9 protein-coding genes are annotated in these 12,702 nt (G+C 70.6%); all 9 read right to left on the bottom strand.

Going from position 1 to position 12,702, the window contains the following annotated elements; genetic code table 11:
• Nucleotides 1-50: 50 nt before the first annotated feature.
• Nucleotides 51-935, bottom strand: a complete 885-nt coding sequence (locus BZG35_RS06135) for a 4-(cytidine 5'-diphospho)-2-C-methyl-D-erythritol kinase (RefSeq protein WP_077354850.1) — start codon at nt 933-935, stop codon at nt 51-53.
• Nucleotide 936: 1 nt separating this feature from the next.
• The gene (locus BZG35_RS06130; RefSeq protein ID WP_253189286.1) at nt 937-2,772 is read right to left on the bottom strand and encodes a tetratricopeptide repeat protein; all 1,836 of its coding nucleotides are present in this window, start codon (nt 2,770-2,772) and stop codon (nt 937-939) included.
• 135 nt (nt 2,773-2,907) lie between these two features.
• Nucleotides 2,908-4,023, bottom strand: coding sequence for an undecaprenyldiphospho-muramoylpentapeptide beta-N-acetylglucosaminyltransferase (gene murG, locus BZG35_RS06125; protein WP_077354848.1), 1,116 nt, complete (start codon nt 4,021-4,023; stop codon nt 2,908-2,910).
• Between the two features lie 7 nt (nt 4,024-4,030).
• Complete coding sequence (locus BZG35_RS06120; RefSeq protein ID WP_077354847.1) at nt 4,031-5,221, bottom strand: FtsW/RodA/SpoVE family cell cycle protein; 1,191 nt, start codon at nt 5,219-5,221, stop codon at nt 4,031-4,033.
• 6 nt (nt 5,222-5,227) lie between these two features.
• On the bottom strand, nt 5,228-6,802 hold the full coding sequence (murD, locus tag BZG35_RS06115) for a UDP-N-acetylmuramoyl-L-alanine--D-glutamate ligase (RefSeq protein WP_077354846.1): 1,575 nt from the start codon (nt 6,800-6,802) through the stop codon (nt 5,228-5,230).
• Nucleotides 6,803-7,004: 202 nt separating this feature from the next.
• A complete protein-coding gene (gene mraY, locus BZG35_RS06110) occupies nt 7,005-8,114 on the bottom strand; it encodes a phospho-N-acetylmuramoyl-pentapeptide-transferase (protein ID WP_077354845.1) in 1,110 nt (369 codons plus the stop codon).
• A gap of 46 nt (nt 8,115-8,160) precedes the next feature.
• A complete protein-coding gene (gene murF, locus BZG35_RS06105) occupies nt 8,161-9,567 on the bottom strand; it encodes a UDP-N-acetylmuramoyl-tripeptide--D-alanyl-D-alanine ligase (protein ID WP_077354844.1) in 1,407 nt (468 codons plus the stop codon).
• Nucleotides 9,560-11,011, bottom strand: a complete 1,452-nt coding sequence (locus BZG35_RS06100; protein ID WP_077354843.1) for a UDP-N-acetylmuramoyl-L-alanyl-D-glutamate--2,6-diaminopimelate ligase — start codon at nt 11,009-11,011, stop codon at nt 9,560-9,562. Before BZG35_RS06100 ends, murF begins: the two co-directional genes overlap by 8 nt.
• Nucleotides 11,008-12,693: a penicillin-binding protein 2 gene (locus BZG35_RS06095; RefSeq protein ID WP_253189336.1), complete on the bottom strand. Its 1,686-nt coding sequence runs from the start codon at nt 12,691-12,693 to the stop codon at nt 11,008-11,010. The genes BZG35_RS06100 and BZG35_RS06095 overlap by 4 nt, the downstream gene beginning before the upstream one ends.
• Between the last annotated feature and the right edge of the window lie 9 nt (nt 12,694-12,702).

Here is a 12,702-nt window from a genome sequence, read left to right as displayed (position 1 = left end):
GACCATTGTCCGACCCAAGTCCAGAAGCCGCCGTTAACCAGCCTTATTGCTTAGCTGGAGGTCGCGTTGTCGCCCAGAAGCGTAGCCACGGCCCAACCAGCGCCGTTTTTACTGCGCAGCTTGTCAGCGGCGGAGGACGCGGCCTGGGTCGTCTCGAACAGGCCGAAGACCGTCGCCCCTGATCCCGACATCCGCACGAACCGCACGCCCGGCTGCGCGGCCACGGCGTCCAGAGCGTCGGCGATGGCGGGCTCCAGTCGGACGGCGGGAGCCTGGAGATCGTTCCGCGTCGTGGCCAGCCAGGCGAAGACCGCATCATCGCTCCAGTCGCGCGGCGGGGCGGGGCGGCCGGCATCGCCGCGGGGATCGTCGTCATAGGCGCGGTAGACCGCCCCGGTGGAGGACGGGCGACCGGGGTTGTAGAGGACGGCGGGAAAGGCCGGCAGGTCCGGGGCCTCGCTCAATCGCTCGCCCACGCCCTCGGCCCAGGCGGAGCGGGCGCGCAGACATATGGGGCCGTCGGCCCCGACGACCCGGGACAGGTCTTCGAGGGCGGCTGCGGGCAAATCGAGCTCCAGGGCCGCATTGGCCAGATGCAGGGCCGCGCCCGCGTCGGACGATCCGCCCCCCAGGCCGGCGGCGATCGGCAGCCGCTTGTCCAGGGTCACATGCAGCGGCAGGTCGGGCAGGCCCTGATCCGCGGCCAGAGCCCGCAGCGCCTTCACAATCAGATTGTCACCCGCTCCGTCCAGGTCGGCGGCGAAGGGGCCGGTGAGGGTCAGTCCCAGCCGGTCCGCGGGCGCGATCGAGACCACGTCCCCGACATCGGCGAAGGCCACAAGGCTGGACAGGGGATGATAGCCGTCCGGCTGGACCGCGCCGACGTGCAGGAACAGATTGACCTTGGCCGGAGCCAGGCGGGACAGGATCGCCAGGTCAGCCCCCGCCGGCTGCAGCGGGCGCGACGTCGGTCAGGCCCTGTTCCAGCTTGCGCTCGACCTCGGTCCGGCGTTCGGCGTCGGGGTCCAGGGTCAGGACACGGTTCCACTGGAACCCCGCCTCGCGCCGGCGACCGACCTGCCAATAGGCGTCGCCCAGGTGGTCGTTGATCTCGGCATTGGCCGGTTCCTTGGCCACCGCCTGCTCGAGGGTGTCGACGGCGATGTCGAACTGACCCTGGCGATACTGGGCCCAGCCCAGACTGTCTTGGATATTGCCGTCCTCCGGGTCGGCGGCATGGGCGCGCTGGATCATCGCGGCCCCCTCGGCGACCCGGGTGCCGCTGTCGACCCAGAGGTAGCCGAGATAGTTCAGGAAGGACGGATCGTCGGGCTCGGCCTGGAGCGCGGCCCACAGCTCGGCCTCCGCCTCGGGCACCTGCCCCAAGGATTCATGGGCGACGCCGCGCATGAAGCGAATGTTGGGCGTTTGGTCGGCGGTGTTCAGCAACGGCCCATTCAGCACCTCGAGCGCGGCGTCCCAGCGCTCCAGCTTCATCAACTGGCTGGCGATCAGTCCGGCGACGCGGCGGTCGGCGGGGGTGGCGGCCTGGGCCTGGCGGAAGGCGGCCAGGGCCTCCTCCGGCTTGTCTTCCTTGTCCAGGGTCACGCCCAGCGACACGCGGGCGGCCGCATAGATCGACGGGTCGGCGTCGGAGATCTGTTCCAGCGTGACCTGGGCCGGGCCCTCCAGATTGGCCTGGGACAGGGTGGAGCCCAATCGGTAGAGGGCGGTCGGATCGCGGTCGAGGCTCAGCGACAGCCGCAGATAGACGACCGCGAACTCATTGGACCCCTCCGCCGAAGCCTGCTGGGCCGCGACCGTCAGGGCCTCGGCCGCGCCCTCGCGGAAGCTCGGCAGCGCGGGCGCGCGACCGCGGGCGACCAGGCGGGCCCGGGCGGCGGCCAGGGCCGGGTCGCCGGCGCCGACGGCCAGGGCCGCGTCATAGACGGCCAGGGCCTCGTCGCGGCGGCCGCGCCGTTCGAGGAAACTGCCATAGGCGACGCGGAACAGGGGACCGGTCCGCGCATCCTCGGCCAGGACCTTGAAGGCGGCGTCGGCCTCGTCGTAACGGCGACGATGCTCCAGCAGCCGCGCCCGGTCGAACCGGCCCAGGACGACGGTCAGGGGATCGGCGGTCGGATTGGGTTCGGCCAGGGCCGTGTCCCAGTCCCCGGCGGCGGCGGCGATCCAGGGCGCGATGAGGGCCCCGGCGCGGGCGTGGGGGGCACCGATAGGGTTCGCCTTCAAGGCCATATTGGCGGCGCGCGCCTCGTCCGCGGCAAAGGCCTGGACCACCGAGACCAGGGCCCCGGCCTGGGTGATGACGGGCGAGGCCGTCGCGGTGGCGGGGGCGAGCCGGGCGGCCAGACCCAGATCTCCGGCCAGCAGGGCCGAGGTGAAGGCCTGTTCCTGAACGGTCGGCTGTTCCGGGGTCAGGGCCTCGACCCGGGCCAGGAGATCGGCCCCCTCGGCCGCCTCCCCCGCGCTGAGGGCGGAACGGCCCGACAGATACAGGCCGTAGGCACTGCGGCCCTGGGCGTCGCGGGGGGCCGGGGCCCAGACGCGCGGGATGGCTTCGATGGTGGGGACGGGGGGATCGGCGGGGTCGGCCTGGGGCTCCGGAACGATCATCGGCGGGAGCGAAAGCGGCGGGGCCACGATGATGGCGGGGCGCGGGGGCGCAGGCTCGGAGGCGGCGGGCGCATCCTGGGCCACCGCCGCGCCGGCGACAAGAGCGATGAGGGAGGCCGAAACGAGGAGGATACGCATGGCGATATAGGTCGCGGCTTTGCGGGCGCTCCGCAAGAGGGTTGGTGGCAGGGTGAGGGGTTACGCGCTCACCGGTTGGCCCCGTAACCCCTCACCCTTTCGCGCAAGACCGATCGCCTGACGGCTCTCGGGCGCTCAAGCCCTCTCCCGCTGGGAGAGGGAAGCAAACTTATCCGCCGTGGCCTCGGTCAGGTCGGCCAGTCTCTGGGCCGCATCTGGGATGGCCACGGCGCGGGCGGCGGCGCTCATGGCGACGAGGCGGCCGGGGTCGGCCAGGACGGCGGCGATGGCCGCGGTCAGGCTGTCGACCGTGACGGAGTCCTCCAGAATGACCTCGGCGGCCTGCACGTCGGTCAGCAGCCGGGCGTTCAGCCGCTGATGGTCGTCGGTGGCGATCTTCAGCGGGATCAGGATCGAGGGCATGGCGGCGACCGCCAGTTCGGCGCAGGTCGAGGCCCCCGCCCGGCCGATGACCAGATGGGCCTCGGACAGGCGAGACGCCATGTCGCGGAAGAACGGCGCGACCTCGGCCGCGATGCCCGCGTCCCGATAGATCCGTTGCGCGGTTTCGAGGGTTTCGGGCCTGGACTGCTGCTGGACCTTCAGGCGACCGCGCAGGGCCTCCGGCAGGGCGGCCAGGGCCCGGGGCGTGGTCTCGGACAGGATGCGCGCCCCCTGGCTGCCGCCGGTGACGAGGATCCGGATCGGGCCATCCGCGGGCGGGGCATAGGCGCGGTCGTACAGGGCGCGGATGTCGGCGCGGACCGGAGCCCCGACGACCTGGGCCCGGGCCTTCACCGCCGCGCTGGCGCGCTCCAGCGTCGGAAAGGACGAGGCCACGGCACCAACGCGGGGGGCCAGGATACGGTTGGTGCGGCCCAGGACGGCGTTCTGTTCGTGAATCAGGGTCGGGCGGCCCTGAAGAATGGCGGCGACCAGGGCGGGGGCGGACGGATAGCCGCCGAAGCCGACCACGACGTCGGCGTCCAGCCGGGTGAAGGCGGACCGGGCCTGCTGCACGCCGCGCACGATGGCGAGCCCCGCTCGAGCCAGGGCGACGGGTCCGGAGCCGGTCGCGGCGTCGAGCGCCAGACGTTCCTCGGCGGGAAAGGCCTGGGCATAATGTTCGCCGCGATGGTCGGTGGCCAGGACCACGCGCCAGCCGCGCGCCGCCATCTCGCGGGCCAGGGCCTCGGCCGGAAACATATGACCCCCGGTGCCCCCGGCGGCGACGACGCACAGTCTGCTCATCCGGCGTCTATCGCATCAAAAGACGGCCGGGGTGCGACAGGCTGGCCCCGGGTTCATAGGCTCCAGGTCGGCGCCGGGTCAGGGCCAGGGCGAAGCCCATGGTCACGCCCATGGCCAGCATGGACGAGCCCCCGTAGCTGATGAAGGGCAGGGTCATGCCCTTGGTCGGGATCAGGTTCAGGTTCACCGCCACATTGATCGAGGCCTGCAGGCCGATCAGCATGAACAGCCCGGCCGCCGCCGTCTGTTCGAACGGATCGTTCAGCTTCATCGCCCGGCGCATGCCGCGGATGACGATGAAGGCATACAGGCCGATGATCGTCAGGCTGAGCACCAGGCCGAACTCCTCGGCCCCGACGGAATAGATGAAATCCGTGTGCAGGTCGGGGACCGAGCGTTTCATCACCCCCTCCCCTACCCCGCGCCCGACGACGCCGCCGGCGCGGATGGCCTGGGAGGCGCGGTCGATCTGGTGGGTGTCCTCGATGCCGGGCGAGACGAACTTGGCCACCCGGGACTGAACGTGGGGGAACAGCAGATAGATGGCCGTCATGCCCGCCACGAACATGCCGCCCAGCACGGCGACCCAGCGCAATGGCACCCCGGCCATGAAGAAGACTGCCATGAAGGTGGTGGTGATCAGCAGGGTCTGGCCGATGTCCGGCTGGATCAGCAGCAGGGCCACGGTCAGGACGTAGAAGCCGAAGGCGATGGAGACGCCGGGCACGCCCTGGCCCTTCTTGCCTTCCGCGAACATCCAGGCGGCGAAGACGATCAGGCTGGGCTTGGCGAACTCACTGGGCTGCAGGCTGAAGAAGCCCAGGTTCACCCAGCGGGCCGCCCCCTTCACCGTGTCGCCGATGAAGGGCAGCAGGGCCATGACGACGATGGCCGCCAGCAGGGCCAGCACGGCGATGCGGCGCACCCCGCGCGGCGACAGCAACGACAGGATCAGCATCACCCCGATGCCCCCGCAGGCAAACACGATCATGCGCCAGGCGTAGTGGAACGGATCGGTGATCGACTCGTCCGCCAGGATGGCGGCGGGGCTGGAGGCGAAGCTGAGCGCCACGCCCAGAGCGATCAGGGTCAGGGCCGCACCCAGCAGCGCCCGGTCGACGGTCCAGAACCACTGGGCGATCGGGCTGGGGTCGTTCCGGGAGAACGGATGGCTGTAGGGCGCGGAGGCGTCGGTCATGGTTTCTCAATCATGAACCGAAGGGGTAGCGCCGAGGTTAAGAACCGCCTGGCGAAACGCCTCGCCCCGCACCTCGAAGTCCGGAAACTGGTCGAAGCTGGCGCAGGCGGGGCTGAGCAGGACGACCTGATCGCCGCCGGCAGCCCGGGCGTCTGCGGCGGCCAGGGCGACGGCGGTGGCCATGTCGCCGGCGATGACATGGGGTGTATCGCCCAGCGTCGCGGCGAAATCGGCGGCCGCTTCGCCGATCAGATAGGCCTTGGCCACGCGGGGGAAGAGGTCGCGCAGGTCTTCGATCCCGCCGTCCTTGGCCCGGCCGCCGGTGATCCAGAAACTGGTTGGATAGGACATCAGCGCCTGGCGCGCGGCGTCGGCGTTGGTCGCCTTGGAGTCGTTGACGAACTTCACAGTGCTGGCCTGGTCGGTTTGCCCGTCCAGCTGACCGACCGTTTCCATCCGGTGCGCCAGGCCGGGGAAGGTCATCAATCCCGCGACCGCCGCCTCGTGCGAGACACCGAGGGCCCGGGCGGCGGCATAGGCGAAGGCGGCGTTCTGGGCGTTGTGACGGCCGGGCAGTGAGCGGGCCGGGGCCAGGTCGGTGATGGCCACGCCGTCCGCGACCAGCCGGCCCCCGGTGGCATCCAGGATGATGAACCGGCCGGCTTCGAAGGCGGGCGTCTGGTCAGGTAGACGGGTCGCGAGCTCGGCCACGGGCACGCCGCCGGTCGGATCGATCAAAGCGGGCGGGGTGCGGGTGGTGATGGTGCTGACCCGCAAACGCCGCGCGTTCAGGGCGTTGACCGTGGTCCAGCCCCAGTCATCGTCCACCCCGATCAAGGCGACCTTGTCGGGTGACATGACCTGGAACAGGCGGGTCTTGGCCGCGACATAGCCTTCCATGCCGCCGTGGCGGTCCAGATGGTCGGGGCTGATGTTCGTCAGGATGGCGACGTCGGGGGCGAAGCGAGTGGTCAGGTCCAGCTGGTAGCTGGAGACCTCGATCACATAGACGGCCTGAGCGGGAGCGCGGACCTCCAGGTCCGCCGTCGGCGATCCGGACAAGAGCGGACCTGGAGGTCCGCGTTCCGCGCTGAAAGTCAGGGCCGGCAGGGCGAGCACGCCGATGCCGATGTTGCCGCCGATGTGGACGGTCAGGCCCGCCTGTTTCAGGACCCAGCCGATCAGGGCGGTGGTGGTGGACTTGCCATTGGTGCCGGTGATCGCGACGACCCTGCTCCGGGCCTCAGCCGGGAGGGCGGCAAGCGCCTGGGCGAACAGCTCGATGTCGCCCAGCACGGGAACAGCGGCGGCGCGGGCCTTGTCCACCGTCCAGTGGGGCTTCGGATGGGTCAGGGGCGCGCCGGGCGACAGGACCAGGGCGGCGAAGCCGGACCAGTCGGCGGTGGTCAGGTCCTCGACGACGAACCCTTCGGCCTCGGCCTGCATCCGGCCGGAGACGCCGTCGTCCCACAGGATGGGCAGGGCCCCGCCGGCCTTGAGCGCCCGCGCGGCCGTGATGCCCGACCGGCCTAGGCCGAAGACGGCGACACGGCGGCCCTCGTAGCCCGGGACGGGGATCATGACGAACAGCCCTTCCCCCGCCCTTCGCGGGGGAAAGCGGCCCGGCGCTCGCGCAGCGAGCCAGGGCCGATGGGGGATGTCTTGCCTTTCCCAACCCGGCTTACAGTCGCAAGGAAAATCCCCCCATCGGTCCTGTTCGGCCTGCGGCCGAAGACGGACCGCTTTCCCCCGCAAGCGGGGGAAGGGCTGAGGCCGGTCCCTCTCACCGCAGCTTCAGCGTGCTCAGCCCGACCAGGGCCAGCATGGCGGCGACGATCCAGAAGCGGATCACGACGGTCGATTCCGGCCAGCCCATCTTCTCGAAATGGTGGTGGATCGGAGCCATCAGGAAGATGCGTTTCTGGGTCGCCTTGAAATAGGCGACCTGGATCATGACCGAGGCGGCCTCGATGACGAACAGGCCGCCGACGATGCCCAGGACGAGCTCGTGCTTGGTGGCCACGGCGATGGAGCCGAGCGCGCCGCCCAGGGCCAGGGATCCCGTGTCGCCCATGAAGATCTTGGCCGGGGGGGCGTTATACCAGAGGAAGCCCGTGCCCCCGCCAATGATGGCGGCGCAGAAGATGGCCAGCTCGCCCGAGCCGGGCACGTGGTGAACGCCCAGATAGTCCGAGAAGATGAAGTTACCGACCAGGTAGCTGATGATACCGAACGCCGCCGCCGACATCATCACCGGCACGATGGCTAGGCCGTCCAGGCCGTCGGTCAGGTTCACCGCGTTCGAGAAGCCGACGATCGTGAAGGCAGCGAAGGCGACGTAGAACCAGCCGATATTCAGCAGCACGTTTTTGAAGAAGGGGAAGGCGATCGAGGTCTCCAGCCCCGGCGAGGTGGGCGACTGGGTCGTCCACAGCACCACTAGGATGCCGGCGATGACCGAGACGACGACCTGGGCCATCAGTTTCTGTTTCGAGGTCAGGCCGGCCGAGGTCTGTTTCGTGACCTTGGCATAGTCGTCGACGAAGCCGAGCACGGCGAAGGCGGCGGTCACGCCCGAGACGATCCAGATATAGGGGTTGGTCAGGTCGCCCCACAGGAACACCGCCACGGCGATGCCCGCCAGGATCATCAGCCCACCCATGGTCGGGGTGCCGACCTTGGACAGATGCGACACGGGGCCGTCGGCGCGGATCGGCTGACCCTTGCCCTGTTTGACCCGCATATAGGCGATGAAGCGGCTGCCCATCATCACCGCCACGATCATGGCCGTGGCCATGGCCAGGGCGACGCGCACCGTCTGATACTGGATCAGATTCAGCATCGGATAATCCTTCGCCGCGTCGCCGGCGTACAGATACAGCAGGTAAAACATCAGCGTCCCTTGTGCCCCTGACAGGCCCGGCGCGGCGCGGCCGCCATTAGACTTCCGCCCGCTCTAGCCGGGCAAGCGCTGCCGCCACAAGCGAAGCCTTGGACCCGTTCGACCCCTTGACCATGACGATGTCGTCGGGGCCGACCAGTTCCGCGGCGTGGTCGGCGAGATCGGCGGCGGTCTCGCTCCAGATGCCCCGGCGCGCCGGGCTCAGGGCCTCATAGAGATGACGCATCTGCGAGCCCGCGGCATGGACGACGTCGATGCCGGCTGCCTCGATCGCCGGGGCCAGGCCGGCGTGCAGGGTCACGGACTGGTCGCCGAGCTCCAGCATGTCGGTCAGGACGACGACGCGACGCCCGCCCCGCTGGACCGGCTTCGCACCCAGGGAGCGGAAGCCCGCCGTCATCGACAGGGAATTGGCGTTGTAGCTCTCGTCGATCAGGGTGAAGGCTCCGCCCGGGATGGAGACGGCGCGGGTCTCCCCTCGCCCCTTCAGCGGCTCGAACTGCGCCAGGGCCAGCAGCGCGGTCTCGACCGGCACATCCAGGGCGTCCAGCATCAGGATGACGGCCAGACTGTTCAGGCCCCAGTGGAAGCCGGACTGTCTCAGCGGGAAGACGTGCGACCGGCCATAGATCTCGGCGGAAACGCGGGCCCCGCCCTCGAAGGGCGTGAAGTCGACCAGACGGGCGTCGTGGGCGGGCTCCGAGCCGAAGGTGGCGACGCGGGCCCCGACGTGGAGCGCCGCCTGGTGCAGCAGGCCTTCCCACGGGTTGTCGCCGTTGATCACCGCCAGGCCCCCGGGGCCCAGGCCCTGGAAGATGGCGGCCTTCTCGCGGGCCACCCCGGCCTCGCCGTCGGCAAACGCCTCGATATGGACCGGGCCCACGGTGGTGACGCAGGCGGCGTGGGGCTGGACCATCTTCGCCAGCGGCCCGATCTCGCCCGGCGCGTTCATGCCGATCTCGAACACCGCCCGCCCGACCGAGGGGTGCATGCGGGCCAGGGTCAGGGGCACGCCGATGTGGTTGTTGTAGCTCTTGATCGAGGCATGAGCCGGACCGGCGAGGTCGAGGCCGGCCTTGATCGCCTGGGTGACGCTGGTCTTGCCGACGCTGCCGGTCACGGCCCCCCGGCGGATGTGGGGAGCCCGGTCGCGCGCGGCGGCTCCAAGCGCTTCCAGCGCCTTTAGCGTGTCGGGCACGACGATGTGTGGGCCACCCTCCACCGGACGTTCGACCAGGGCCCCCGTGGCCCCGGCGGCGAAGGCCGCAGCGGCGAAATCGTGACCGTCGCGCTCCCCCTTGAGGGCCAGGAACAGGTCGCCGGGTGCGATCTCGCGACTGTTGTAGGTCAGGCCGTCGGCGGTGAAATGACCGCCCTCGAGCCGTCCGCCCGTCGCGACGGCGATCTCTTGAGCCGTCCAGAGCGGCGGTGTCGGTTCAGGCATCCAAGCGCAAGGCCTCAGCGAGTTCAGTGGCGTCGTCGAAGGGGTGAGTCGTGCCCCCGACGATCTGCCCCTGCTCATGCCCTTTTCCGGCGACGACGACCACATCTCCGTCGCGCATCATGGCGGTGGCCTCGCGGATGGCGGCGCGGCGGTCGCCGATCTCCAGAGCCGAGGGGCAGCCCGCGCGGACCTGGGCCCGAATAGCGGCTGCGTCTTCGGAGCGGGGGTTGTCGTCGGTGACGATGGCGATGTCGGCCAGACGGCCGGCGATCTCGCCCATCAGGGGCCGCTTGCCCTTGTCCCGGTCGCCGCCGGCCCCGAAGACGACGATCAGCCGGCCGGTCGCGTGGGGGCGCAGCGCCTTGAGCACGGTCTCGAGGCCGTCGGGGGTATGGGCATAGTCGACATAGGCCTCACCCCGCCCGCCGCTGATCCGCTGCAGCCGGCCGGCGGCACCGGTGATCGACTCCAGGGCGGCGACCACGCGGGTCGCGTCCTCGCCGGCGGCGATGCAGAGGCCGGCGGCGACGAGAGCGTTGGAGGCCTGGAAGGCCCCGGCCAGCGGCAGCAGGATCTCGTGGACGTCGCCGCGGATGTCCAGGATCAGACGCTGCCCCTCGGGCACGGCGCGTCGTCCGACCAGGGCGAGATCGCGGCCGCGCTCCCCCACGGCCATGATGCCGAGTCCGGACATGATGGAGGCGGCGGCGAAGGTCGAATAGGCGTCGGAGTCGGCGTTCAGCACGGCGGTCCGGCCGCGCGGCAGCAGGGTCTCGAACAGGCGCAGCTTGGCGGACCGGTAGGCGGCCATGTCGCCGTGATAGTCGAGATGGTCCTGGGTCAGGTTGGTGAAGGCGGCGGCCTTCAGCGACACCCCGTCCAGCCGGCGCTGGTCGATGCCGTGCGATGAGGCCTCGAGCGCCAGATGGGTGACGCCGTCCTCGGCCAGGGTGGCCAGCAGGCGGGCGGCGTCGCCGGCGTCGGGGCTGGTCAGGCCGGGCGGGGTCAGGGCCGTGGTGGCGACGCCGGACTGCGAGACGACGCCGAGTGTGCCCATGCTGGCGGACTTGAGGCCCAGGCCGGCCCAAATCTGGCGACAGAAGGCGGCGACCGAGGTCTTGCCGTTGGTCCCGGTGACGGCGACGCAGGTGCGGGGCTGGGTGCCGTAGAAGCCGCGCGCGGCCAGGGCATAGGCGCGGCGCACGTCGCCGGACCGGACCAGCAGGGGCGCGGCGCCCTCGGGGGTGTCCTGCGGGGCCAGGACGGCCGCCGCCCCCTGGGACAGGGCCTGGGGGATGAAGGCGCGGCCGTCGGCGGCGGTGCCCGGCAGCGCGACGAACAGGGTTCCGGCCTTGACCTTGCGGCTGTCGGACGTGACCCCGGTGATGACCGGATCGGAGGCGACGTCGCGCTTCAGCAGTTCGGACAGGTGGATCGCGCTCACGGGACCACCGCCGCGACGGGGGGCGGGTCGAAGCGGCGCGCGAGGCCGAGGAAGGGGGCGATGCGGTCGGCCACGCGGCCGACCACCGGAGCGGCGATGGCCCCGCCCAGGCGCGACCCCTGGCTGGGCTCGTCGATCAGGACGAAGACGACGTAGCGTTGGACGTCGTCCGGGCCGTCGGCGGGGAAGACGGCGGCGAAGGAGCCCACGCCGTGGCCCGCGTCATAACGGCCATTGACCAGCTTGTTCGCCGATCCGGTCTTGCCGCCCACGCGCAGGCCGGGGGCGTCCGCCTGGCCGCCGGAGCCGCGCAGGACATTGGCCCGCATCAGCTGGCGCATCTCGGCCGAGGTCTCGGGCCGGACGACGCGGCGACCCTCTTCGCCCGTGCCGCCATGACGCAGCGACAGCGGCCGATAGATCCCGCCGTTGACGAGGGCCACGGTCGCCGCCGTCATCTGCAGCGGGGTGATCATGATGCCGTAGCCGAACGACAGGGAGGCCCGGGTCGAGTCGCTCCAGTCGCGCGGCGTGCGCGGGCGGGCGCTCTCCTTCAGTTCGAACGGGGCGGCGTCCAGCAGGCCAAGGCGCTGGAAATAGTCGCGCATCCCGTCGGACCCCAGCTCGACCGCCAGACGCGAGGTGCCGATGTTGGAGGAGTGAAGATAGACCTCTTCCAGCGACAGGATCTTGTTGGTGGCGTGGAAGTCCCGGATCCGGCGCTTGCCGATCATATAGGCCTCGGACGCATCCAGCAGGGTGTTCATGTCGGCCTGGCCGGTGTCGAGCGCGGCGGCGACGGTGAAGGTCTTGAACACCGACCCCATCTCATAGTGGCCCGAGGTGACGCGGTTCAGGGCCTGGTTGTCGCTCGCCGATCCCCTGCGGTTGGCGTCATAGGTCGGCCAGCTGGCCATGCCGAGGATCTCGCCGGTGCGGGCGTCGGCGACGACGCCCACAGCGCCCTTGGCCCCGGCGGCGGAGGCGACGGCCCCCAGTTCATTCTCCAGCACGCCCTGGACGCGCAGGTCGATCGACAGGGCGAAATCCTGCCCCTGCTGGCCCGCAGCGCGGATGTCCGAGTTGAAGGCCAGCTCGGCCCCGGACACGCCCTGCCCGCCCGTATCCGCGACGCCGATCAGATGGGCGGCCGAAGTGTTCAGCGGATAGACGCGCCGATCCTCCGGCTCGAACGAGATGCCGCCCAGGGCCAGGGCGTGGACCGCCTGGCGCTCGGCCGGAGTGAGACCGGGCTGCACGATCAGGCGACGATCGCCATTCAGGACCTTGCGCAGCTTCTTGGCGGAGACTTCCGGCAGGACCCGGCGGAGCTGGGTGAAGGCGGCGTCGCGATCCCAGACCTCGGTCGGATCGATGTAGAGGCCGTAGTGGACGATGTTGGTCGCCAGCAGCGCCCCGTTCCGGTCCGTCAGGTCGGCGCGCTGCAGCGCTCCTGCAATGGCCGCAGATCCCCCGGCGTGGCGCGGCGCCAGGACGGCCGCGTGAGTCGCCCCGATGGCGAGGGCGATGAAGACGGCCGAGAACACCAGCTGGAGGACGAAGATGCGGACCCGGGTGTCCTCCTCCGGGCGAGCGTCGGCATGGGCGCGTTCGAAAGCGTGTTCGACGAACCAGACCGCCTCGGACGCCCAGCGCAGCCAGGGCGAGACGGTCGAGGTGATCGGCCGTGC

The organism is Brevundimonas sp. LM2, from assembly GCF_002002865.1.
Lineage (GTDB): Bacteria > Pseudomonadota > Alphaproteobacteria > Caulobacterales > Caulobacteraceae > Brevundimonas.
This window is presented reverse-complemented; position numbering and strand designations above follow the sequence as displayed.